The 23,398-nt window shown below is 71.3% G+C and carries 24 protein-coding genes; 13 read left to right on the forward strand and 11 right to left on the reverse strand.

The genetic code is table 11. The features are described 5' to 3' along the window. Positions 1 to 95 precede the first annotated feature (95 nt). From OV079_RS27430 to OV079_RS27445, 4 genes are all read left to right on the forward strand, one after another. Positions 96 to 1,316 carry an alpha/beta hydrolase gene (locus OV079_RS27430; protein ID WP_267771891.1) on the forward strand — a complete coding sequence of 407 codons (1,221 nt, stop codon included), beginning with the start codon at positions 96 to 98 and terminating at the stop codon, positions 1,314 to 1,316. 183 nt (positions 1,317 to 1,499) lie between these two features. Then, positions 1,500 to 1,865 carry a hypothetical protein gene (locus tag OV079_RS27435; protein WP_267771892.1) on the forward strand — a complete coding sequence of 122 codons (366 nt, stop codon included), beginning with the start codon at positions 1,500 to 1,502 and terminating at the stop codon, positions 1,863 to 1,865. Positions 1,866 to 1,871: 6 nt separating this feature from the next. Then, positions 1,872 to 2,204: a hypothetical protein gene (locus tag OV079_RS27440; protein WP_267771893.1), complete on the forward strand. Its 333-nt coding sequence runs from the start codon at positions 1,872 to 1,874 to the stop codon at positions 2,202 to 2,204. Continuing rightward, a complete protein-coding gene (locus tag OV079_RS27445) occupies positions 2,168 to 3,490 on the forward strand; it encodes a peptidoglycan-binding domain-containing protein (protein ID WP_267771894.1) in 1,323 nt (440 codons plus the stop codon). The genes OV079_RS27440 and OV079_RS27445 overlap by 37 nt, the downstream gene beginning before the upstream one ends. A gap of 19 nt (positions 3,491 to 3,509) precedes the next feature. Here OV079_RS27445 and OV079_RS27450 read toward each other — a convergent pair whose 3' ends face one another. Further along, positions 3,510 to 4,889 (reverse strand): MBL fold metallo-hydrolase RNA specificity domain-containing protein, encoded by a 1,380-nt coding sequence (locus tag OV079_RS27450; RefSeq protein WP_267771896.1) that lies wholly within the window; start codon positions 4,887 to 4,889, stop codon positions 3,510 to 3,512. 300 nt (positions 4,890 to 5,189) lie between these two features. Here OV079_RS27450 and OV079_RS27455 point away from each other — a divergent pair, with 300 nt between their 5' ends. Further along, positions 5,190 to 5,816, forward strand: a complete 627-nt coding sequence (locus tag OV079_RS27455; protein ID WP_267771897.1) for an AAA family ATPase — start codon at positions 5,190 to 5,192, stop codon at positions 5,814 to 5,816. Between the two features lie 123 nt (positions 5,817 to 5,939). On the opposite strand, the gene OV079_RS27460 is transcribed toward OV079_RS27455, so the two are convergent. Beyond that, on the reverse strand, positions 5,940 to 6,587 hold the full coding sequence (locus tag OV079_RS27460; RefSeq protein ID WP_267771899.1) for a hypothetical protein: 648 nt from the start codon (positions 6,585 to 6,587) through the stop codon (positions 5,940 to 5,942). Then, a complete protein-coding gene (locus OV079_RS27465; RefSeq protein WP_267771900.1) occupies positions 6,565 to 7,437 on the reverse strand; it encodes a hypothetical protein in 873 nt (290 codons plus the stop codon). The genes OV079_RS27460 and OV079_RS27465 overlap by 23 nt, the downstream gene beginning before the upstream one ends. A gap of 348 nt (positions 7,438 to 7,785) precedes the next feature. On the opposite strand from OV079_RS27465, the gene OV079_RS27470 reads away from it, so the two are divergent. The 3 genes from OV079_RS27470 (at position 7,786) to OV079_RS27480 (ending at position 10,858) form a co-directional block, all read left to right on the forward strand. After that, positions 7,786 to 8,859, forward strand: coding sequence for an NAD(P)-dependent alcohol dehydrogenase (locus tag OV079_RS27470; protein WP_420829427.1), 1,074 nt, complete (start codon positions 7,786 to 7,788; stop codon positions 8,857 to 8,859). A 245-nt stretch (positions 8,860 to 9,104) separates the two neighbouring features. Continuing rightward, the gene (locus OV079_RS27475; protein WP_267771902.1) at positions 9,105 to 9,563 is read left to right on the forward strand and encodes a GAF domain-containing protein; all 459 of its coding nucleotides are present in this window, start codon (positions 9,105 to 9,107) and stop codon (positions 9,561 to 9,563) included. Positions 9,564 to 9,586: 23 nt separating this feature from the next. Further along, positions 9,587 to 10,858, forward strand: a complete 1,272-nt coding sequence (locus OV079_RS27480; protein ID WP_267771903.1) for a GAF domain-containing sensor histidine kinase — start codon at positions 9,587 to 9,589, stop codon at positions 10,856 to 10,858. Between the two features lie 21 nt (positions 10,859 to 10,879). Here OV079_RS27480 and OV079_RS27485 read toward each other — a convergent pair whose 3' ends face one another. Beyond that, positions 10,880 to 11,608 (reverse strand): hypothetical protein, encoded by a 729-nt coding sequence (locus tag OV079_RS27485; protein WP_267771904.1) that lies wholly within the window; start codon positions 11,606 to 11,608, stop codon positions 10,880 to 10,882. A 180-nt stretch (positions 11,609 to 11,788) separates the two neighbouring features. On the opposite strand from OV079_RS27485, the gene OV079_RS27490 reads away from it, so the two are divergent. Further along, positions 11,789 to 12,202, forward strand: coding sequence for a CBS domain-containing protein (locus tag OV079_RS27490; protein ID WP_267771905.1), 414 nt, complete (start codon positions 11,789 to 11,791; stop codon positions 12,200 to 12,202). Positions 12,203 to 12,271: 69 nt separating this feature from the next. Next, positions 12,272 to 13,639 carry an MgtC/SapB family protein gene (locus tag OV079_RS27495; RefSeq protein ID WP_267778651.1) on the forward strand — a complete coding sequence of 456 codons (1,368 nt, stop codon included), beginning with the start codon at positions 12,272 to 12,274 and terminating at the stop codon, positions 13,637 to 13,639. Positions 13,640 to 13,680: 41 nt separating this feature from the next. On the opposite strand, the gene OV079_RS27500 is transcribed toward OV079_RS27495, so the two are convergent. The 7 genes from OV079_RS27500 to OV079_RS27525 form a co-directional block, all read right to left on the reverse strand. Further along, positions 13,681 to 14,307 (reverse strand): hypothetical protein, encoded by a 627-nt coding sequence (locus OV079_RS27500; protein ID WP_267771906.1) that lies wholly within the window; start codon positions 14,305 to 14,307, stop codon positions 13,681 to 13,683. 9 nt (positions 14,308 to 14,316) lie between these two features. Continuing rightward, the gene (locus OV079_RS27505; RefSeq protein ID WP_267771907.1) at positions 14,317 to 14,748 is read right to left on the reverse strand and encodes a hypothetical protein; all 432 of its coding nucleotides are present in this window, start codon (positions 14,746 to 14,748) and stop codon (positions 14,317 to 14,319) included. Between the two features lie 250 nt (positions 14,749 to 14,998). Then, complete coding sequence (locus OV079_RS27510) at positions 14,999 to 16,540, reverse strand: acetyl-CoA hydrolase/transferase C-terminal domain-containing protein (RefSeq protein WP_267771908.1); 1,542 nt, start codon at positions 16,538 to 16,540, stop codon at positions 14,999 to 15,001. A 37-nt stretch (positions 16,541 to 16,577) separates the two neighbouring features. Then, the gene (locus tag OV079_RS27515) at positions 16,578 to 19,112 is read right to left on the reverse strand and encodes a cation-translocating P-type ATPase (protein WP_267771909.1); all 2,535 of its coding nucleotides are present in this window, start codon (positions 19,110 to 19,112) and stop codon (positions 16,578 to 16,580) included. 43 nt (positions 19,113 to 19,155) lie between these two features. Beyond that, positions 19,156 to 19,347, reverse strand: coding sequence for a helix-turn-helix domain-containing protein (locus OV079_RS58645; RefSeq protein WP_420829428.1), 192 nt, complete (start codon positions 19,345 to 19,347; stop codon positions 19,156 to 19,158). Next, complete coding sequence (locus OV079_RS27520) at positions 19,260 to 20,567, reverse strand: sigma-54-dependent transcriptional regulator (RefSeq protein WP_267771910.1); 1,308 nt, start codon at positions 20,565 to 20,567, stop codon at positions 19,260 to 19,262. The genes OV079_RS58645 and OV079_RS27520 overlap by 88 nt, the downstream gene beginning before the upstream one ends. Before the next feature lie 200 nt (positions 20,568 to 20,767). Continuing rightward, on the reverse strand, positions 20,768 to 21,214 hold the full coding sequence (locus OV079_RS27525; protein WP_267771911.1) for a hypothetical protein: 447 nt from the start codon (positions 21,212 to 21,214) through the stop codon (positions 20,768 to 20,770). A 259-nt stretch (positions 21,215 to 21,473) separates the two neighbouring features. Here OV079_RS27525 and OV079_RS27530 point away from each other — a divergent pair, with 259 nt between their 5' ends. The 3 genes from OV079_RS27530 to OV079_RS27540 all read left to right on the forward strand — a co-directional run bounded on the left by OV079_RS27530 (position 21,474) and on the right by OV079_RS27540 (position 23,295). After that, a complete protein-coding gene (locus tag OV079_RS27530) occupies positions 21,474 to 22,121 on the forward strand; it encodes a sigma-70 factor domain-containing protein (RefSeq protein ID WP_267771912.1) in 648 nt (215 codons plus the stop codon). Further along, on the forward strand, positions 22,058 to 22,741 hold the full coding sequence (locus tag OV079_RS27535; protein ID WP_267771913.1) for a sigma-70 family RNA polymerase sigma factor: 684 nt from the start codon (positions 22,058 to 22,060) through the stop codon (positions 22,739 to 22,741). Before OV079_RS27530 ends, OV079_RS27535 begins: the two co-directional genes overlap by 64 nt. A 149-nt stretch (positions 22,742 to 22,890) precedes the next feature. Beyond that, entirely contained in the window at positions 22,891 to 23,295 is a 405-nt protein-coding gene (locus OV079_RS27540; RefSeq protein WP_267771914.1) for a response regulator, read from the forward strand. Positions 23,296 to 23,398: the final 103 nt, after the last annotated feature.

Raw genomic sequence — 23,398 nt, forward strand, 5'->3', positions numbered from 1 at the left:
CCATGAAGCACCTCTGCGTTGGATTGTCCATCGTATCGCTCCTCTTCGCCGCTCTGCCATGGATCCGGATCCAATCGCGCGCCACGCTCTTCGTATTGCTGTTCAACTTCGTCGGTACGGCCTGGGCGCACTACGTGGCGCTCGTCGGCGCGGTCGCAGCGCTCCTCGGCCTCGCCTTCGGCTCGGTCCTCGCTTTCATCGTGGGGCTCGTGGCCTGTGTCCTCGCCGCCAGCCACGTGTACGCCGTGACCGTGCCGCACGACGAAGCTCTCGCGCGGGGCCTCGGGGGTGACTGGCGCGAGCGGATCGGCACCGAGGCGGAGCGGAAGATGCTGCAACACCGCTGGAGCTGGCGGGTGCCGAGCGCTCCCGCGGCCGAGGTCACGCGCGATGTCGCGTTCGCCACGGTGCCGGGCACCGGACGCCCGCTGCTGAGCGACCTCTGGCGACCGCCACCGGGGGTGAGGCCGACCGGCGTGGCGATCGTCTATCTGCACGGCAGCGCCTGGTGTCTCATCGACAAGGATGTGGGGACTCGAGCTTTCTTCGGTCACCTCGCGGCACAGGGGCACGTCGTGATGGACGTGGCGTACCGCCTGTGCCCCGAGACCGATGTTTTCGGGATGGTCGGCGACGCGAAGCGAGCGATCGTATGGATGAAGGCCCACGCCGCGGAATACGGGGTCTCTCCCGAAAAGGTGGTGCTGATGGGAGGGTCCGCGGGCGGCCACATCGCGCTCCTCGCCGCGTACACGCCTCGCCACGTGGAGCTGACACCGGGGGATCTGCGGGGCGCCGACACGTCGGTGCGCGCGGTCGTCTCGTACTATGGCGTCCCCGACCTTCGCGCCTACGACGCGTGGGCTCGGCGCTTCGAGCCCCCGGGCGGCGCCCCGGTCCAGCCCGTGCGGCCTCCACCCGGGAAACTCGCCACGGCGTTGTATCGCAGGTTGTTCGGGCGGCTGATGAAGCCCGAGAACATGCCGCCGCCGCCTCCTCATCGCCAGCTCATGCGCGACCTGGTCGGCGGTCTGCCGGAGGAGATCCACGGGCGCTTCGATCTCGCCTCGCCCGTGCGTCACGTCGGCCGCGATTGTCCGCTCACGTTGCACTTCCAGGCGGAGTACGACCACATCGTGTCGGTCGAGTCGGCGCGCGCTTTCCACCGCGCCCTCGTCGGAGCCGGCGTGCCCGCGGTCTACATCGAGCTGCCGCGGACGCTGCACGCGTTCGACCTCATGCTACCGCCGCTGTTCGCACCGGCGGGTCAGGCCGCGCTCTACGACCTCGAGCGGTTTCTGGCGTGCCTCGCATGACCTGCCCTCTCGAGCGAGGTGCAGGTCGGACGGTAATCCGCGGGCTCCCCGATGCGAAGGGCCGTGCGCGGCGCGGGCTGCCGTTTCTGCATCGACGCGCAAGCGGTGCATGTGCGGCGGGGACCTCGATGGCGCCGCCGCTGGCGATCGTGCTGGCACGGAGGTTGCGTAGGTGACGGGGCCATGCAACGTGCCGCCCCTCGTCGCGCTTCCTTCCGCTCGTCCGGCTCGCTCTCCCTGATGCACGCCGCATGGATCCTCGTCGCGGTCCTCGGATTGGCGGCCTGCGCCGCCGGAGATCCGCGCTTCTCCAGCGACGCACCCGCGGGGTTCTGGATGGGGCTCTGGCACGGGGTCATCGCCTGGGTGTCGCTCGTGGTGGGAGTCTTCGACGATTCGGTTCGGGTCTACGAGGTGTACAATACCGGCCGCTGGTATGATTTCGGCCTGTTGCTCGGGATCGCCTGCATGTGGGGCGGCGGAGCGCGAGCGTATCCGCGTGCGTTCGGAGTGACGACGGTGCGGATCGAGACGCGCGAGGCGAAGTAAGGTCCCATGTCTATCCTGATTCGGCTGGCCGCGGCGGCGGCGTTCTGGGCGTCTTCACCCGCGACGCCCGAGCCCATCGACGCGACCCACGCCGCCTGCAGCTCGCCGGTACGGGTGTACGAGGCCGGGCGCGTCGTGGCGGGGTGCGCCGAACAGGCGCGCGCGGCGGGGCTCTCCCTGATCGACCTCCACGACGACTGGGCCCCCTATCCGCTCGCAGGCGCCGCCAGCGAGCGCGGACAAGCCCCGCCGGCGTATCGTGATACCTACGTCCAGCGGCAGACGAACGCTTCGGCGACGACGTGCGTCGCCACGGTCTCGCAGCGCCGGAGCAGCTGACGGGGCTCGGTGAGGGCGAGGCGCGGGCGCTCGAACAATACCAGCAAGCCGAGGCCGTCGACCGGGCGATCCGCGCGGCGCAGGCCCACCTGGTCTGTGAACGGTTGCTTCCGGCGAAGACCCGGCGCGGGGTGTTCGGCAGCGAGACCGCCAGAGCGCTGGCCGTGTATCAGCGTCGGCACTGGATCGTCGCCGCGGGCGAGCTCGACGGCGACACGCAGGCGGCGCTGCTCGCGGACAGCCGCGAGCTGGACCTGCGCCTGGCGTTGCGGGTGCTGCGGCAGCGCGTGGCCGATGCCGCCGGGCTGATCGAGGACGGCTCGGCGCGCGGCGAGTGGGGCACCGTGCTGGGTCGCCGACTCGACCCCGCAGAGCTGCGATTCGACGCCGGTTATGCCCCGCTCGCCGACGGCGCGGCGGACCTCGTGTCACCGACGACCGAGGCGGCCGCGCGAGCGCTCGGGTGGCATGATTTCGCCAGCACCCGTGATTCGCTCCGCGCCCTGCTCGACGCTACCCCGACGCCGATCGCGGTGCGTCTGCCGCGGCCGCCCGCCTATCATGGCAGCACCATGGCGTTGCGGGCGGTGATTCACTGCAGCGGTGCGGCGCGCGAGGAGGACGACGATTCGCAGGTCGCCCGTCCGCGTCGTCCGGTGCTCGAGCTGTACGCGCGCACCGGGGAGCGCGAGATCGCGCTGGTGCGCTGGCCGACCACGCTCGGCGGCTGGAAACCGGAGCGGCTGGCCGACGGCGCGATCGTCCGCCGGCACAAGGCCTCGGACGTGGGCCCGAGAGTGTGGCGCGACCTGGTCGCGGCCCCGGTGTGGTTCGCGCCCGCGAGCACCCCCGACGACGAGCTGCTCGGCGTCCGTGACGGTCGATGGACGGTCAAGGAGGACCTGGTCGGCCCCGGTTATCGCTCGGCCTACGGCCTGATGATGCTGGTCCACCACGAGCAGGTCGATCACGGCGATCACGTGCACATGATCGATCACGGCATTCGCACCCACGGCAGCGTCAGCTATCGCTCGATCCTGAGCGGCGACAGCCACGGCTGTCACCGGCTCTACAACCATCAAGCCCTGCTCCTCGCCGCGTTCCTGCTGCGCCACCGCGACTACGCGGTGCGCGGCCCGATCGAGGAGACGTACGTGCGACGAGTCGCCGGCCACGGCGGGCGTTGGGTCGTGGCGCGGGACCAGCGCGGCTATCTCTACGAGCTGACGCCGCCGGTGCCGGTCGACGTCCGCGCCGGCTCCGTCGGGCGAGCCTGCGCGCGGTGACGCGGCTCGCCCGCGCGGCTCACCCGAGCTCGCAGGTCTGGCGATACTCGGGGATCGCGCAGCTCCAGCCCAGTCGCTCCTGAATGGCCATACGGAGGCCTTCGGCCGCGTCGGGCTCGCCGTGGGTGATGAAGACCTGCCGCGGCGGCGGACCCGAGGCCAGCCACGCCAGCAGCTCCTCGCGGTCGGCGTGGGCCGACAGCGAATCGAGCTGCACCACCTCCGCGCGCACGGGCACATGCCGCCCGTGGATCTTGATGTACGAGGCGCCGCGGGCGAGTGCGGCGCCGCGGGTACCACCGGCCTGGAAGCCGGCGAGTACCACCGCGCTGTTCTCGTCGGGCAAAAAGCGCTTGAGGTGATGGAGGACGCGCCCTCCGGTCGCCATGCCGCTGGCCGAGACGATGATCGCCGGGCCGCCGCGCAGGTCGATCGCCCTGGATTCTTCGCTCGTGTCGACCGGCTGCGCCACCCGGAGCGCGGTCCGCAGCTCCTCCCCGGAGAGCTTCTGCGCCGACAGATGATCGCCGTAAAGCTCGGTGACCGCGCTCGCCATCGGACTGTCGAGGTAGATCGGCAGATCGGGGATCTGGCCCCGGCGCCGCATCCGGTCGAGCAGGACGAGCAGCGCCTGCGCCCGCCCGACCGCGAACGCCGGGATCACGACCACCCCACCGCGCCGGGCGGTGCGGCGAATCACCTCGAGCAGCACGTCGTCCGGGCCCTCGGTGCGGTGCGTGCGATCGCCGTACGTCGATTCGATGACGACGTACTCCGCGGCCGGCCGCGGCGCCGGCGGATCCATCATGAGGTCGTTCTGTCGGCCCAGATCGCCGGAGAACACCACGCTCGGGAGCCCGTCCCCGGATACCCGCAGGCTGGCGGCGCCCAGGATGTGCCCCGCAGGCGTATACGCCCCCGTGAGGCCGTGCGCGATCTGGAACTCTTCGCCGAAATCGATCGACTTGAGGCGCTTGAGGGCGTACATCGCGTCTTCCTCGGTGTAGAGCGGCCGGGCCGGGTGATGGCGAGAGAAGCCCTCACGGTTGGCGTACTCCGCGTCGAGCTCCTGCAGGCGACCGCTGTCGGGCAGGAGGATCTTGCACAGCATGGCGGTCTCGCGGGTGCAGAACGCGCGGGCGCGGAAGCCCTGGCGCACCAGCAGCGGCAGCGCGCCGCTGTGATCGAGGTGCGCGTGGGTGAGCACGACCGCGTCGAGTGCTGCCGGCGCCAGCGGTAACGGCGCCCAGTTGCGCAGGCGCAATTGCTTGTACCCCTGAAACAATCCGCAATCGACCAGCACCTGGCAATCACCGGTGTCGAGGAGATACTTCGATCCGGTGACCGTGCCGGTCGCGCCGAGGAAGGTCAGAGAGAGGTGTCGAGGGCCCTGGGTCATCACCCTGAACGTCTGCCAGGTCGACGCTTCAGGGAGCGGAAGAATTGCCGACGCGGCCGCGGTCGCGCCGCGCAACGATTTCGCGACGACGGACCACGCGGCCGACCAAAGTAAGACCGCACGCCGCGGTCGAAGGCCTCGCCTTCGATCGCGGGACGAAAGCCCGACGCCGCGCGTGCGTCCGCGGACCCTTTGGCCAGAGCATGGGTCCGCGAGCGCCGCGACGAGCCGCATCGGGGTGAGGAGCTCGCCTTGTTCGATACCCGCCCAGCGCCCCTGCGAACGCCCGCCCGAATCGTCTTGACGGGTGGACCAGGCGGCGGCAAGACCACCGCCGCCGACCTGTTCTGCCGCGAGATCGGCGAGTGCGTCGCGCTGGTCCCGGAGGCCGCGACGATGCTCTTCACCGGCGGCTTCCCCCGCGTCGACACGCCGGCGGCGGTGCGCGCCGCTCAGGCCGCGATCTTCCACGTGCAGCGCAATCACGAGGACGTGTACGCCGCGCTCTATCCGGGGCGGATCTTGCTGTGCGACCGCGGGACCGTCGACGGCGCGGCCTACTGGCCCGGCGACGTCGACGACTTCTTCACCGGCCTCGGCACCTCGCTGGCCGACGAGCTGGCGCGCTACGACGCCGTGGTCTTCTTCGAGACCGCGGCGGCCGGCGGGCACGACATCGTCAGCGCCAACTCGGCGCGCATCGAGACCGCGAGCGAGGCGGTCCGGCTCGACCAGCGGCTGCGGCAGATCTGGTCGAGGCACCCGCGCTTTCACCCGGTGGCCCACAACCCGTCCTTCTTCCAGAAGATCACGGAGGGCCTGGTGGCCATCGAGCGCCTCGTGCGCGAGCTGGGGCTCTCCGACGAGTCGTGCGCCGCCACCGAGCTCGGGTCCTCGCAGACGCCACCCTCGACAAGGGCGTGCTGACCCATCGCGGTGCAGACGAAGTGAGCGGCGAACCTGCTTGAACCGAGCGGCGAAGCCGCGGCCGGCGACGAGGTGCGCCGGCCGCGACCACGCTCGTCGACATGCGGCCCCTCCGCGTTCGCGTCACGGCTCTCGCCGCGACCGCGAGAATGCTCGCAGTACGAGCCCGGTGGCCAGCGCCGGCGATACTGCCATCGCCGCGCCGCTGAGGCCGAGGATGACGAGCCCGCTTGCCGTGAGGGCGCCGTCGGGCACCAGGGTCATTCCCGCGTATACGCACAGCAGCCCGAGCATCCAGCCGACAGCGTTGGCGCTCACCCACCACCCGGAGGGGCCGGCGCGCCGATGTAGCACGATCGCCTGCGCGCCGCCGAGGACGGCCCCCAGGACCAGGCCGGACAGCACCAGCGCCAGCGCGCCGATCCATGGCGCGGGCAGCGGCGACGGGACGTGCGGGCCGGCCGACATGCCGAGGATCCACGCCAGCGCGCCGCCCGTCGCCGACGCGGCGATCCACGCGCCCGCACCGACCCGGGGGACCACGTCGCGGAGGACCCGCCACTGGCCCGCTCCGAGGCACGCGCCTTCGATCACGCCGGCCAGGGTCGAGAGGCCGACGACGAACAGCACGCCGGCGGCTCCGGACGGCTCGCCGCCGACGAGGAAGTAGATCGCCCGTCCGAGCCCCATCCCCGCGGCGAACCCGAGCGCCTCGGCGACGAGCGTGGCGGCGATCCAGCGCCGAAGTTCAAACTGCGACGATCTCTGCATGACGATCCTCGATTCGGGGCGCGGCCGCCGTGTACATGCGAAGGCCGAGCCAGCTCAGCATCGCGGCGAACAGGCTGAACACGATCAGCGCCGGCAGCTCGGGCGTGCCCTCGATCGCCCAGGCCGACAGCAGCATGGCCACGATCGCGGCGGCCATGGCGAAGCCCTTGACGACCAGCAGCGCCGAGAGCAGATAGCCGACCGGTCGCCGGCGCCAGGTCGTCACGGCTGTCCACAGGCACAGCGGCACGATCAGCCCGAGGTCGAGCGCCTGAACCACCATCGTCGTCATGCCGAACAGCTGCGGCGTCTCGCTGCGCAGCCCGACGGCGACGCGTTGCGTCCACATGCCGAGCAGCACGAGGGCCATGACGCAGCACAGCGCCACCATTCGCCGGCGCGGGAAGCCCGGACCGAGCGCCCGGGCGACCGCGCCGAGGTCGATCGTCGAGACGATCCACACGATGCCCGCGAGGCTCGTCGCATAGAGACCGATGAACAGCGGGAGCAGCGGGCCGAACGCCCAGCTCGTCGCGTACATCAAATATTGATAGAACGCATAGCCCAGCAGCCCGAGCGCGAACATTCGCCCGCGCAGCGAGCCGCGGACGAGCAGCGGGAGCGCCGCCAGCATCGCCGGCGTCGCGACCGCGAGCGTGAACCAGTCCCACCCGATCCCCTCGGCCACCACCCGTTCGGCGTTGAAGGCATAGACGCCGGAGGTCGTATAGTGAAAGACCTCGCCGCGGATGCTGGTGGCGTGCTGCGCGTCGCCGTCGCCGCGAGCGAAGATCCCGAGCGCCGACGCGGCGCCCATCATCGCGGCGACGCCGAAGCAGAGAGCGGCCATGCCGATTCGCGTGTGAAGGGTCAGAGTCGGCGTGGGCTCGTCGGGCATCGCCCCGACCCGGCAGCAAGGCCCATGCCATCGCGTCGCCGCGGCGGCCTCGCACCCGGCGAGCGCAACCTCTGCACGCGCTGCGGACCCATCCGGCCGACGGCATCGAGGCCGTGCGAGCGCTGGCTCCGCCGGCCGTCGTCGCCGCGGTGGTGCAGAAGCTGCGCGGCGCTGCAATCGCTTCAGCGCCTCGCCAGGCGGCTCCGCCGGCTCGACTCGCATCGGGGCCCTGGCACGCCGATTGCTGAGCATGCGCGGTCCCGGAATCCGCCTCAATTCATAGCTCACGGAGAGTCGCCCATGCGCACCATGAAAGCCGCAGTTTTCGTCGAACCTGGCCGCATCGCGCTCGAGGAGCGACCGATCCCCGACATCGGCCCGCTCGACGCGCTCGTCCGCGTCACCACCACCACCATCTGCGGCACCGACATTCACATCCTCAAGGGCGAATACCCGGTCCGCAAGGGCCTCGTCGTCGGGCACGAGCCGGTCGGCGTGATCGAGAAGCTCGGGTCCGCCGTGGAGGGCTACCGCGAGGGCCAGCGCGTGATCGCGGGGGCGATCACGCCGTCGGGCCATTCGTACGCCTCGCTCGACGGCTGCCACGCGCAGTGCGGGGCGGGCACGCGGCACGGCTTCAAGCCGCTCGGCGGCTGGCGCTTCGGCAACACCATCGACGGCTGCCAGGCCGAGTACGTGCGGGTCCCCGACGCCATGGTCAACCTGGCGCCGGTGCCCGACGGCTTGAGCGACGAGCAGGTGCTCATGTGCCCGGACATCATGTCGACCGGGTTCGCCGGCGCCGAGAGCGGGCGCGTCCGGCTCGGCGACACCGTGGCGGTGTTCGCCCAGGGGCCGATCGGGCTGTGCGCCACCGCCGGGGCCAGGCTCCGCGGCGCGACCACGATCATCGGCGTCGAGAGCGTGCCCGGTCGCATGGCGATGGCGCGACGGCTCGGCGCGGACCACGTCGTCGATTTCCGCCAGGTCGATCCGGTGGAGGAGATCCTGCGCCTCACCGAGGGTCGCGGCGTCGACGTGGCGATCGAGGCGCTCGGGACCCAGCAGACGTTCGAGGCCTGCTTGCGGGTGCTGCGACCCGGTGGCGTGCTCTCGAGCCTCGGCGTGTATTCCACCGACCTGAAGCTGCCTCTCGGTCCCTTCGCCGCCGGACTCGGCGATCACACGATCGTCACCACGCTGTGTCCGGGCGGCAAGGAGCGCATGCGCAGGCTCATGAACGTGGTCGCGGCCGGGCGCATCGACCTGGGTCCCCTCGTCACGCATCGCTTCAAGCTCGACGAGATCGAGGCCGCGTACGACCTGTTCGGCCACCAGCGCGACGGAGTGCTGAAGGTCGCCATCACGCCCTGACGCGTGTCGGGGGAGCTCCTCGGACACCGGGGAAATCCTCCAGCGCCCGCTGCGCAGGCGGTCCCGCCGGCAGATATCGCCGTGAACGCCGACGGCGCTGCAGGCGCATTTTGCACGCAGGCGTGGCCCGGAGGGGGTCTCACGTCGGGTTCGCAGGCATCGTCGGGCTCGTTCCGGAGGCAGCGACGCGCTCGAGTGGCAGCCTCGTTGCGCCTGCAAGCAGCGACACCTACGTCTTCGACACCATGCCACGAAAGCAGACCTCGGTCGTGGCGACCCTGCTGCGGCTCGGCCTCCTCCAGAAGGACGAGTGGGACAGCGCGCTTCATCAGGTCCTCGAGATCTCGTGCGAGTTGGTCGGCGTCGAGCGGGCGAGCTACTGGAGCTTTCGCGCCGACCCGCCCTCGCTCGTGTGCGAGCTCGGGTATGTCGCCAGCAAACGACTCCTCGAGCGCGGAGCCGTCGTCCTCGAACGCGACAACCCGGAGTATTTCACCGAGATCCGCCGGGTCCAGGTGCTCGACATCAAGGACACGCGGACCGACCGACGCAGCCGCTCGCTCGAGACTTACTTGAGCATGCACGGGATCCAGTCGATGCTCGACGTCCCGGTGTTCGCCCGCGGCGAACTCATCGGAGTCCTCTGCCATGATTGTGTCCGCGGGCGGCGAGCTGGAGCTCGCGCGACTGCGAGCTGGCGCTGACCGTCAGCCATATCCTCTCTTCGTTGCTCGAGATCCGAGCCCGCAATCGAGCCGAGGAGAACGAGCGCCGCGCGATCTTCCTGGCCCAAGTCTCGACCGCCGTCGCCGAGTCGATGGACCTCCGCGATGCGCACGCGGTCGTCGTGCGCCGCGCCATCCCCACCCTCGGCGCTCTCGCCACCCTGATCGTCGTCGACGGCGCGAAGGTCCGCTGCGCGGCGACTGCTCACGTCCGTCCCGCCTCGCAGCGGCTCTTGTCGACGATGTGCGCGGAGTATTGCCACGATCCGGCGAGCCCGGACATCGCCCTCAGGGCGCTGCGGGAGCGGCAGTCGCTGCTGATTCCCGTCGCGGACGGCGACACCCTGCGCAAGAACGACCTGCCTCCACGACAGATCGACTTCTTCGAGGCGCTCTGTGTCCGCAGCATGATGTCCGTCCCGTTGTTCGCGCGCGACGCGATCACCGGGGTCCTCACATTCGCCAGCGACACGCGCAGCTACGACCGCGACGACCTCCGCTTCGCGGAGGCGTACGCGCAGCAGATCGGCATGGTGCTCCAGAACATCACCCTGCTCGCGCAGGCCCGGGAGGCCATCCGGGCGCGCAATGACTTCCTCCTGCTCGCAGGACACGAGCTGCGGACCCCGCTCACCGCCCTCAAGCTCGCCATCGACCTCCTCCGCAGGAGATTGATCGAGCCGGTCCTGCCGCCCGTGCAGCGCGTCGTCGACAAGATCGGTCAGCAAGCCACGCGGCTCTCGCGGCTGATCGATCTGGTGGTCCTCGCGCCGCTGCACGGCGGTCGCACGCCTCCGCTGCGGATCGAGCAGCTCGACCTGTGCGAGCTCGTAAGCGACGTCATCCGCGACAGCGCGGACCTGCCGACGCGTCACGCCTGCGAGCTGCGCTGCTCGGCCGAGCGACCGATCCTCTTGCAAGGAGACCGCACGGGCCTCGAGGTCGTGGTGTCCAACCTGCTGAGCAACGCGTTCAAGTTCGGTGCCGGCCGTCCGGTGGAGGTGAGCGTCGCCGGGGACGGGAGCCGCGCCACGCTGGTCGTCCGCGATCATGGTGTCGGCATCCCGGCCGATCGGCTCCCCCACATCTTCGAGCGCTACGAACGGGCCGCGTCCTCCGCCAACTTCGGCGGTCTCGGGCTCGGCCTTCATATCGCCGCGCAGATCGTCGCCGCGCATGGCGGCCAGATTCACGTCGACAGCCGCATCGGCGAGGGCTCGACCTTCACCGTCGCGCTGCCGACCGCGACGCCGATCGCGATCTCCCCTGTCTGAGTCGCTCGCCGTCGCCGGCGCTCAACACCCGCCCGTGTGACAGCCTGCGCAAGACGCCAGGAATTCGCCGTAGATCGCCGTGCGCGCCGGCCAGTCGGTCACGTGCGTGGCGCGGGCCGCCAGGTCATGCACCCGGACGCCGAGGTCCAGCGCCTCCTGGGGGAGCTCGACGTCGCGGGTCAAGTCCTCGCTGTTCAGGGGCGCATTCACCAGCGCGGTCGCGCCGGCGGACCACGCCGGCTCCGAACGCGACACCAGCGCCTCCCACATCCGGTCCGCAGCCCATTGATGACGCGCCATGTGAGCGCGCGTATCGTGTGACTCGCCGACGGGCGGCACACCCGGCGCGGGAAACTCGGGGCCCCTGCCGATCGCGGCGTGGCAATCGCCGCAGGCCGACGCCAGCCCCGCGGCCGCGGCCGCGGCCTCGGGCAGCTCGCGCGCTGCGCCGGCGGTGGCCGCCATCCGCATCGTGGGTCCGAGGTGGTCGCGCCAGGCCGCGGGGAATCGCTCGGGGACCAACTGCTCGGCGAGCCGCTGCGCTGCCGGCGGCACCTCGGCGAGATCGCCGGCGATCACGGCGTTCTTGATGCGCAGCGAGTCGTGAAAGTGATCGACCATCGCCGTGGCTGTCCCGGGCGGCGCCGTCACCTGCGAGGCCGCGTCCGGCGCCCCGTCGTCGACGTCATCGACGGCGGGCGCGGGACAGGCGAGGAGACAGCAGAGACCGAGCGATCCGAGACAGCGCATACAAAGAGAGCTTACGAGCGATCCGGACGGAGCGTGCCGGCAGATCTTTCGCCCTGATTCACGCGCTCCGTGCCAGGCGCCGGCCGTGCGCGTCGACGCAAGGCTTGCACCTCCCGCGGCGACGCGGAGCCCGGATCACGAGCATCCGGGCTGGTACGTGAGATGCAATCGACGGACGCGATGTCCAAGCACCGAAGCATCCCCGAGGTCCGTCGATTCATGTCCACTGAGCCGCACACGATCGGGGCCGACCAGACCATGGCCGCCGCGCACGAGACCATGCGCAAGCACCGGATCCGCCACCTGCCCGTCCTGTCCGCCTCGCGGCTCGTCGGCATCCTCTCGGATCGCGACCTCCACATGGTCGAGACCTTGCGCGACGTGGACCCCGAGCGCGTCCGCGTCGAGGAGGCGATGTCCCAGGAGGTGTACGCGATCCGCCCCGACGCCCCGATCGACGAGGTCGTCAAGGAGATGGCGCGGCACAAGTACGGCTCCGCGGTGATCGTCGACAACGATCACGTCGTCGGCGTCTTCACGACCGTCGACGCCTGCCGCGCCTTCTCGGAGATGCTCCACACGCATCTCGGGTGAGCGCGACGCCCAGCGGCAGCTCCGACGACGATTCATTGCGAGCACCCAGGAGCGACGACGGTGGCAAGTATGGAGGTGGAGCTGTTCGCGGGGCTGGGAGTGTCGCTGGGTGTCGGCCTGCTCGTCGGCCTCGAGCGCCAGCAATCGATGGCCCGCAAGGGCGCGCAGGTCGTCCCCGCCGGCCTGCGGACGTTCCCGCTGTTCTCGCTGACCGGCAGCCTGCTATGGCTCCTGGGCGGCGGGTCGCCGGCGCTCCCGCTCGTCGGTCTGCTCGTGCTCGCCGCGCTGCTCGCCGCGCATCGCCTGGGGTCCACGGTCGAGCACCGCGAGCACGGACTCACGACCGAGGCCGCGGCGCTCGTCACGTTCCTGCTCGGCATGCTCGTGATGGCCGACGCGTTGCTGGTGGACTTCGAGGTGCGCCTCATCACGACCGGCGCGCTGGGCACGATCGTCGCGCTCCTGCTGTCGCTCAAGCCGCGTGTGCAGGCGATCTTGCGCCACATCTCCGAGGACGACCTGCTGGCGACCCTGCAGCTGCTGGTCGTCGCCCTCGTGCTGTTGCCGCTGCTCCCCGACGCGGGCCTGGGCCCCTACGGCGCGATCAATCCGGCCCACACCGGACGCATGATCCTGCTCGTCGGCGGCGTCTCCTGGGTCGGTTTCGTCGCATCCCGACTGCTCGGCGCCGGGCGCGGGCTCATCCTCACCGGCCTGGTCGGCGGCCTGGTGTCGTCGACGGCCGTGGCGCTCAACATGGCCAGGCGGGCCAGGGCGGAGCCCGCGGTGGTCGACAGCTGCGTCGTGGCGATCGCGGCGGCCAACGCGATGATGCTCGCGCGGGTGCTGCTGACCGTCGCCGTCGTCGCCCCCGACCTGGCGCGCACCATCGCGGTGCCGCTGGGGACGATGCTCGTCGCCGGTCTCCTGGCCCTCGCGCCGCAGCTCGGCGTCGTCGGTCGAGCGCGCGACGCCGGCGGCGTGACGCTCCTCAACCCCTTCGAGCTCGGCAGCGCGGTGATCTTCGGGCTGCTGTTCTCCGGCGTCCATCTGGTCGTCCACGTGATCCGGGCGACGCTCGGGGACAGCGCGCTGGTGGTCGCCGGGCTCGCCGCCGGCCTCACCGACGTCGACGCGATCACGCTGTCGACGGCGACGCTCGCCGACGCCGGCCTTTCGCCCGCGATCGCCGGCGCGACGATCCTCGCCGCGGTCGCCAGCAACACGGTGCTGAAGGCCGGCCTGGCGTTCACCGTCGGCGGTCGACGCCTCGGTCTGCAGGTCCTGCGCGTGGCGGCAGTGACGCTGGTCGTCGGGGCGGTCGCCACCGTCGCGCTCTGGGACCGCACGATCGACGCGGGCGGCCAGGCCAACGATCGCGTGGCTCATGCACCCGGCGACGCATCGACCGCGACGACGCGGGGGCACCAGCGATAGTCGAGGACGCGCGAGCCATCGGCGCGCGGCACCAGGCGATCCTAAAAGCGACCGACGAGCGCGAGGCCGATCTGGCGCTCGCCGAGCTGCGGCGCCATCTGCAGCCGGGCTCCGCGGAACATCCCCCGGAACCGCTGATACGTGAGCCCGTAGACGAGCAGGGCCGAGCCGCCGACGACGCTCGACAGGCCGAGCTGCAGCAGCATCCACGGCGTCGCCGAGGCGCGAGACGACTCCGCGTATTGCCACCCCAGCCCGCCGGCGACCAGCAGGACCCCGCTGGCCGTGACCAGGCTGCCGAGCGAGATCCACGGCACCCCTGCCCCGCGCGAAGGCCCGCGCACGGCGTCGTGAGAGCCGCGGAGACGGCCGCGGAGGCCGGCGCCGGCCGCCAGCAGCCCGAGGCTCGCGGTGTTGAGCGCGACTGCGGCGAACATGGTCGGCGGCAGACGCCGGGGGCAATCGACGCAGTTCTCGAGCGAGGCCATGTCGGGCGCGCTCGCCAGGCCGAGCCCGAGCCCGGCCGCGCCGGCCAGCGCGCCGACGGTCAGCAAGCCGACGCCCTCGGTTCGCCGCGGCTGCTCGAGGACGGGAGCGAGCGAACCGCCGACGTCGCCTTGCGGAGCCGGCACGGCGAGAGCGACCACGAATGAGAGGGCCAGGTGCATGGGTCCCTTTCAACGCTTGTGGACCATGACGACGGACTCGTCTGCCACGGCCATGGCTGGGTCTCGTACGATGAAGTCCATCAACAGCCCGGCCCCCAGGGCGCCGAGGAGCGCCAGATTGACGACGAGGCCGGCCGAGGCCGCCGGCGCGCCGAAGATGCACAGGACGATCGAGGCGGCCGCGCTGATCGCCATCCACGGGTGCGCCCAGGCGGCGCCCAGCCACACGCCCACGGCCGCGGCGAGGAACCCGAGCGCGCCCAGCAACCAGCCGATCCCGAGCAGCTGCGCGCCCAGCGGTCCGAGCTCGACACGGCCCCATACTGCGGCCGTCGTCGGCGAGAATCCGGGCACTTCGGCGAGCCGCCACGGCACGACGAAACCGATGAGGTGAATGAGGCCGTGCACGGCGAGCGCGAGGCCGAGCGCGAAGCGGATCATGGGGTTGCTCCGAGGGTGAGCACGAAGAGCGCGAGCGAAGTCATGCTTGCTTCATCCGCTCAGCAAGCGTCGTGCCACCGGCGGAGGCGAGGCGCCGGGGCCCGACACGCGGCAGGAAGCGGCGGATCGGACGCAGCGAGTGCGTGCTCGTGCAGAAGCTGCACGGCCGCGGTCCGCGAGCGCCACGCGAGCCGCCGGTGGGTTCGGGCGGCGGCCGGCTGCACGCGTCACCGCGCCGCCCCGGCCCGCGTCAATGACCGTGCGGCGCGCCGCCCGGCTCGCCAGGGAACGCGGCGCACGCCGCGTCGTAATCTCGCCACCACCCCTCGAGCCGGTCCATCGCCAGCAGCCGCGGCTCGTCGCCGTCGCCCGCCATCGTCACGTAGTCGTGCAAGAGCGGGCGGAAGTGCGGGTGGGCGCAGCGATCGATGATCTCGCGCGCGCGGGCCCGAGGCGAGCGGATGCCGAAGTTGGTGGCGTAGCCGTGCTCGGTGACGATGCACTTGATGTCGTGCTCGGTGTGGTCGACGTGGTTCACGTACGGCAGCACGCACGAGACGGTGCGACCGTCGCGGAGGGTCCGGATCGAGGGCGTGTGGGCGACGCTGAGGTACGCGTTGCGGAAGAAGTCGCCGCTCCCGCCGAGCCCGTTGACGACCCGCGAGCCGCCGACGTGCGTCGAATTGGCGTGACCGTAGATGTCGACCTCGAGCGGCGTGTTCATGGCGACGACGTGCAGGCGGGTGATGATCTCCGGATTGTTGGACATCCACATCGGCCGCAGCACGAGGTCGCCCCGGGCCGCGCGGATGAGCGCCTCGACCCGCGTCGGCTCGGTGTCGGCCAGCGACATCGCCGACGCCGAGGCGCCCGCGAAGCGGTCGCGGTCGGCGACGAGGTCGAGGAGGCCCTCCTGAAACACCTCGGTCCAGAAGTGCAAGCGCTGGAACGGCGAGCGGGCCAGCCCGGAGATCACGGCGTTGGCGATGTTGCCGACCCCGGATTGCAATGGCGGGACCCAATGATGCCAGCCGAATCGATCCCGGCACTCGCCGAGGAACGCGAGGACGTGCCCGGCGATCGCGTCGCAGGTCGCCCCACCGGCCCGGAAGGCCACCGGGAAGTCAGGCTGCCGCGATTCGACGACGGCGACCACCCTCGACGGATCGAAGAGCACGTACGGGAGCCCGATTCGGTCGCGCACGCCGGTGACGGGCACGGGCCAGCCGATGGTGGGCGGCGCCGGCGGCAGCACGATGTCATGCATGCCGGTGAAGTCCGGGATCGCCGTGTTGACCTCGAGGACGACGGCCCGGGCGCGCGCCAGCGCCTCCGCCGAAACGCCGACCGACGCCGACAGCACGACGCTGCCGTCCGGACGGATCCGCGAGACCTCGACGACCGCCAGATCGATGTCGCCGTAGAACCCGTACATCAGGCCGCGCGCGAAGTGAGACAGGTGCGCGTCGGCGTAGTCCATCTTGCCGGCGTGGATCAGCCGCCGCGAGGCTGCGCTCGCCATGTACGGCCCGCGGCGGGCGATGAACGGCGCGAGCGGAGCCTCGACCTCCTCCGACAGCGAGGCGCCGCTGTAGACGCTGATGCGCGCGTCGGGGAGACCGGCGAGGTGGCGGGCGAGGGCCGGCAAGAACGCCTTGGGCTCGCCCGCCTTCGTGAACCCGCTGACGGCGAGCACATCACCGCTGCGGACGTGCCGGACGGCCTCTTCGACCGGCACCAGCTTGCGCAGCAGCGCCTCGCACTGAACTCGTTCACCGATCGAGCTCGTCATGTCCACGCTCTCGGCTCAAGGGATGATGACGCGAACATCATTGCTTCGCTCCTCCGAGGATGACCGTCTGGGTGGCCCGCAGGCGTCTGACCGCCTCGACCAGCAGGACGCACAGCGGGCCGACCAGCGCCCACGCGAACATCGACGCGCGCGGCGGCGGTTCGAAATGGAACAGCGCGCGCACGCCGGGGATCGTCAGCGCCGCGGCGAGGACGACGAGCGTGCCGACCATGACCCACCGGAGCGCGCGGTTCGGGTTGCGCAGGCTCGCCAGCCACGAGGAGGTCTGAGCGCGATGGGTGAAGATGAGGCCGAGGTTGGCGAGGACGAGCGTCGCGAACATCATGCCCTGGGCCGCCGGGAGCGACAGGCCGAGGCGAACCTGTCCGAGGTAGAGCACCGCGAGGCAGACCGCGAAGACCGCCGCGCCTTGTGCGAGGGAGGCGAGCAGCATGCGGCGATCGAGCAGCGGCGCATCCGCCGGTCGAGGGGGTCGCCGCATCGCGTCGGGCTCCGCCGGCTCGGCCTCGAACACGACCGAGCACGACGGGTCGATGATCAGCTCGAGGAAGACGACATGCACCGGGTGAAACACCATCGGCAACCCGAACAGCAGCGGCACCAGGGCGAGGCCCGCGATCGGCACATGGACGGCGACGATGAAGCCGAGCGCCTTGCGGAGGTTGGCGAAGATCCGCCGCCCCTCGGCGACCGCCGCGACCAGATCCGTGAAGTCGTCGCGGGTCAGGACGAGCGCCGCCGCCTCGCGGGCGACGTCGGTGCCGCGCCCGCCCATCGCTACGCCGATCTGCGCCGCCTTGAGCGCCGGGGCGTCATTGACCCCGTCGCCGGTCATCGCCACCGTCTCGCCTGCCGCCTGCAGCGCGCGCACGATCCGGAGCTTCTGAGCAGGCAGCACGCGAGCGCACACCTCGACGCCGTGCAGCCGCGCGATCAGGGCCGCGTCGTCGAGCTCGTCCAGCTCGCGGCCCGTCGCAATTCGCTGGCCCGAGAGACCGACCTTCGCGGCGATCGCCTGGGCCGTGCCGGGGGCGTCGCCGGTGATCATGATGACCCGAAGGCCAGCTTCGCGACAGCGCGCGAGCGCGGCCGGGACCTCGGCGCGCGGCGGGTCGTGCAAGCCGAGCAGGCCGAGCCAGGTGAACGCGTAGTCGGCCGGCGACGTCCGCGGCTCGCCGTCGTAGTCCGCCCGCGCGACGGCGAGGACCCGCTGGCCCGTGGCCGTCATCGCCGTCACCGCGGCGTTCATGGCGGCGCGGGCGGCCTCGTCGAGGCGGCACAGCGCTGCGATCGCCTCCGGCGCGCCCTTGGCGGCCACCACCGCCCCGTCCGGCGTGCGCCACGCCTGCGCCACCGCCAGCAGCGCCGGCGTCAACGGGTACTCGCGCTCGAGCTGCCAGCCGGGGTGCAGTCGCTCGTCGTCGCCGACACGCTCGTGGCAGAAGCGCCGGCAAGCGGCGTCCATCGGATCGATCGCCTCGCGCTGGCTGGCGAGCGCCGCGTACTCGGCCAGCGGGCGCAGCAGGCCGGGAAGCGGCTGGTCTCGCTCGGCCTGCCAGACCTGCTCGCCGGCGCGGAGCTCGATCAGCGTCATGCGATTGACGGTCAGGGTCCCGGTCTTGTCGACGCACAGCGCCGTGGCCGCGCCGAGGCTCTCGAGCGCGGGGATCCGCCGGGTCAGCACGTTGCGCTGCGACATGCGCCACGCGCCCAGCGCGAGGAAGACGGTCAAGACCAGCGGGAACTCTTCGGGCAGGAGCGACATGGCGAGGGTGATCCCGGCCAGCAGGCCCGACAGCCACTCGCCGCGCGCGAGCCCGTAGAACAGCACGACGAGCGCGCAGCACAGGCCGCCGAGCACGCCGAAGATGCGGACGAGTCGCCCGATCTCCTGCTGCACGCGCGAGGTGCCACCCGACAGGTCGGCCAGCGAGGCGCCGATCTTGCCGATCTCGCTGCGAGCCCCGGTCGCGCGGATCCGGGCCATCCCGTGGCCCTTGACGACCAGCGAACCGGCGAACACCTGCGTGTCCGCTCCTCGCCCCTCCGGACCGGCGCGCTTGTCGACCGGCACCGATTCGCCGCTGAGGAGCGACTCGTCGATCGCCAGCGAGGTCGCCTCCAGCAGGTCGCCGTCGGCGGGCACGCGGTCGCCTTCGTGCAACAGGGCAAGATCGCCGCGCACGACCTCGGCGCCGGCGATCCGCCGGGCCACGCCGCCGCGCACCACGAGCGCGCGCGGGCTCGTCATGTCCCGCAGCGCCGCCACCGCGCGCTCCGTGCGGTGGGTCTGGACGATCGTGATGGTGAGCACCAGCGCGACGCAGCCGAGCAGGATGAGACCCTCGTGCAGATCGCCGAGCACGAAGTAGATCGCGCTGCACGTGAGCAGCAGGAGGAACATCGGCTCGCGCAGCACGTCGCCGACGAGCGCCGGCAGGCCGCGCTGCTGTTCGCGGGCCAAGATGTTGGGCCCGTCGGCGGCGAGGCGGCGCGCGGCCTCGGCGTCGTCGAGCCCGCTCGGCGGCTCTGTGGCTTGGGGGATAGTCATGATCAACTCGCCGGAACGGACGGACACGCCGCAGTCTTGGGCCTCAAGAAGCCGCTGGAGCGCGCTTCGGCGCCATCGTGGCGTGCGCGCCTTGGGTCGGTCGCGCGGTGACGGCGACGGCCTGGGCCCGGTCGGCGCCGTATTCGCTCAGGCGGTACTGGATCTTGCGCGCGGAGATGCCGAGGATCTTCGCGGCCTTGCTGGTGCTGCCGCCGGTGTGCTCGAGCGTCTGCAAGATCGCGTAGCGCTCGATCTCCCGCAGTGACGCGCCCGGGATGCTCGGAGCGGCGCCGGTCTCGCCGCCGCCCGCCATCGCCTCGCGCGGCAGGTCGCGCGGCTCGAGCTCCGGTCCCCGCGACACGACGATCGCTCGCTCGATGCAGCTCTCAGCTGGCGGACGTTGCCCGGCCAGTCGAAGCCGAACAGCGCCATCAACACCCGCTCGGTGCAGCCCGTGATCCGCTTGCCGAGGCGGCGGGCGTGTTGCTTGACGAAATGAGCGGCGAGCGCGGCGATGTCCTCCCGTCGCTCGCGCAACGGCGGCAGGCGCAGGCGGATCACGTCGAGGCGGTCGAGCAGGTCCTGGCGGAAGCGGCCCTGCTTCACCTCGGTCGCCAGGTCACGGCTGGTCGAGACGAGCAGCCGGACGTCGGCCGTGGTGCTGTGGCCGTCGCTCGCGGGGATCCGGTGGGTCTGCAGGAAGCGCAGCAGCAGGCCCTGCAGCGGGAGCGACAGCGCGTCGATGTCGGCGAGCAGGAGCGAGCCTTTGTCGGCCGCGAGCAAGCGGCTGTCGGGGCCGAACAGCTCGCGCTCGAGCGTCACCTCGTCGGTGGTGCTGCAGCACAGGCTGATGAGCAAGCCGTTGCGTCGGCTCTGCTGGTGGATCCTGCGGGCCAGGCTGCGCTTGCCGGTGCCGCGCTCGCCGGAGATGAGGACCGGCAGGTGCGCGGCGGCCACCTGCCCGGCGAGCTCGAGCACCTCACGAAGCGCCCTGCTGTGCCCGATCAGGTCGTCGTCGGGTTCGCAGCTCGGCGACTTCACCGCCGAGCGCACACCCTCGGCCTCGGCCGCGAGCGTCCGCCGCTCCACGACTCGCTGCAGCACCGCGAGGACCTGCACGAAATCCAGCGGCTTCTGCAAATAATCGTCGGCGCCGAGCCGCATCGCCTCGACCGCGCCCTCGACCGTGCAATAACCGGACATCACGATCACCGAGATTCGCGGCCAGCGCTCGCGCAGCCTGGCCAGCAGCTCCATGCCGCCCAGCGCCGGCATGCGCACGTCCGTCAGGACGATGTCGGGTACGAACTGCTCGAGGCGGCCGAGCGCCTTGAAGCCGTCGCCGGCGGATTGCACGTCGTAGCCCTCGTCGCGCAGCAGATGGGTGAGGCCGGCGCGGGCGCTCGGTTCATCGTCGACGACAAGGATGCGAGTGGGGCTCGAGGGCTGGGACACGGTGAGGCTCCATGGGTCCGAGCACAGCAAGGGGCATGCCATGGCAAAAGCTCGTCGTCCCGGGGCTTCCGATAAGAGGGGCTCGAAGCGCTTGCGTCCAGACGCAAAAATTCACATGACGCCGGCTGCCCCGGCACACGAGGTCACTCGCGGCGCGTCGTGGTCATCGTCGTCTCAGGACGGTCCGGTGGTCGCGCGCCTCATGGGAGCGCCACCGGGGCGGGGGGCGCGGTCGGTGCCGGAGCGGTGACCGTCACCTCGGTGGCGCCCTCGCAGGTGAGCTCGCAGGTCGCCCGATCGGTCGGCGACAGCCGGCGATCCTCGTGGCAGGCGTGGATGCAGCCGCCGAGGTCGTGCAGGCGGCTCGTGAATCGCGGGTCGGCCGGCCCGCCGGGCAGCTGCTCGCCGGCGGTGACGGCGACCGCCTCGCAATTGAGCTTGCAAGTCTCCTTGTTGGTGGCGCTCGTCGGCTCGGCGAGGCAATCGGAGCAGCACGCGGCGTATCGGTCGACGATCGCGGCGAGCGCGGTCGAGCGGGCCGTCGGCTCGAGCTCGGAAGCCGCACCGCCATCGGAGTAGGCGTCGCAACCGAGGAGGACGAGCGCAGGGGCGAGCAGCACCGTCGCGAACAACTTCGTGGCGTTCATGTCGGGACCATGGGCGCCTGGCGCTGCGTCCCGTCGCGCGGAAATTTCGTCGCGCGTCGTCAACGTTGCGCGGATGGGGTCGCGCATCCGGCTCATGACTCGGGGGAGTGCGTCGCCCGGCGCGGGCGTCTCGTGGCGGGACGCAGAAGCTGCACCTCGACGCAAATCGAGCCGGGGTCGGCCGAGCCCAGCGCCCGGCAGGATTGGGACGTCGCGTCACCTGCGGCGATGGCACGGTCATTGCTCAGGTCGCCGGACCATGCGCCACTCGACGCAGCTCGCCCACCAAACCTCATTCGTCGCGCTTCGCCCGGCAGCTGCGGCATCCGTCACCTCTGCCGATGCGTCCGGCCGCGCGCCGCAAAGTCCGCTGTCGGCCTACTTCCGCGAGCTGGCGGGGCACACGGTCATGACCAGGGAGGAGGAGGTCGCCGCCGCGACACGGATCGCGGCCCTGCGCGCCAACCTGTGGCGAATCATCTTCGGCCACGTGCCATTCGTCTCGGCCATCTGCGACTTCGTCGCCGCCGCGCTGAGCCACGACGGCCGACCCGAACGACGCGCTGAACTGACGCGAATCGCCCGCAGCTTCGACCAGGAGCTGCCGGACAGCGGCGCCTTCGAACCGGTGCGCGACTCGCTGTGCCGGAGCCTCGCGGACGTCGACGGCGCCGTCGTCGACCGGCTCGTCGCCGGTATCGGCGCGGTCGCGGCCGGCGCGGACGAGATGGCCGGGCTGAGCCGCTTGCCCGCCAAGGACCCGAGCTTCGTGCGCTACGCGGCCGAAGTGCGGGGCAGCCATCGCGCGCTCGTCGTCGCCAAGAACGCCTTCATCCAGGCCAATTGCGGCTGGTCATCACCATTGCGCGGCAGTACGACCGCGGCCTCCTACCGCTGCCCGACCTGATTCAGGAGGGCAACATCGGCCTCATGCGAGCCGTCGATCGCTTCGAACCTCACCGTGGTTGTCGCTTCGCGACTTACGCCGCGTGGTGGATCCGCCACGCGATGTACAGCGCGATCCACGACAAGTCGGGCGACGTCCGGCTGCCCGCGCACGTCCGGGTGACCCGGAGCAAGGTCCGCCGGGTCACCCGCGAATTCGAGGCGCAGAACGGCCGCGCGCCGACCGACGCGGAGTTGGCCGCCTCCACCGGCATCAGCGGCGAGCGGCTCGAGCGCGTGCGTTCGGCGCTGGTCGGCGCGCCGCTGAGCCTGGACCAATCGGTGGCCGAGTCCGGCGGCCTGGCGTTGCACGAGGTCCTGACGAACCGCGACGAGCTCGCCGTGCCCGACCGCATGGACGAGGCGGACGTGGCGGAGCGGGTCGAGCACGCGTTTGCGCGGCTGACGGCGGTCGAGATGGAGATCCTGCGCAAGCACCTGGGGCTCGACGACGAGGACGACGGCCAGACGCTGCAGCAGATCGGTCGCACGTACTCGCTGTCGCGCGAGCGCATTCGCCAGATCCGCAAGCACGCCCTGGTCAAGCTGCGCGCCGAGCTGCGGCGACACGGCGTGGCTTGAACAAGCGAAGACGTGCAGGTCTTGCACCTCCACGCAAGGCCGGCGCGGAAGGCCGGCGGATCCGCCGAGAAGCCTTCGTTCGCGGCTCTCGGCGTGTGGCACGAATCTGCCTTCCATCGCCTGCGCGGCGAGCCGCCGCGCCCGGCCCCATGACCCACGTCGTCCCCGCAGAGCAGGCGAGCTCGAGCGTCACGCTCGGGCCGCCCGTCTCGGTCCTCGTCGTCGACGACGACGCCAAGACCGCCGGCGTGCTGGCCAAGCTGCTCCATATCGACGGCTTCCGCGCGGAGGTGCTGGTCGACGTGGCCGAGGCCATCGATCGGCTGGCGCGCGGGCCGCTACCCGACTTTCTCGTCTTCGACGTATCCCTGACCCACGACGACATCGCCGCGGTGCAACGAATCAGGGCCCGCTATCCCTCGCTGGCGATCATCCTCGTGACGGCGCATCCCCAGCAGGTCGAGGCGCTCGCCCGAGGGTCGGTGGCCGACCGCCGGATCGTCACCAAGCCGATCCACTACCCGGCCCTCGTAAGTCTGCTGCGGGCCGCCTGACGGGGGACGTCGCACGGGGCGTGCGGAAGCGCGCCTTGTCGATGGACAAACCGAAATGGTAGCGTCGGACCGCAGCCGGCCAGGGCGGCGATCCCGCGGTTCG

The sequence above is a fragment of the Nannocystis pusilla genome (assembly GCF_026626665.1).
In the GTDB taxonomy this organism is placed as follows: Bacteria; Myxococcota_A; Polyangia; order Nannocystales; family Nannocystaceae; genus Nannocystis; species Nannocystis pusilla.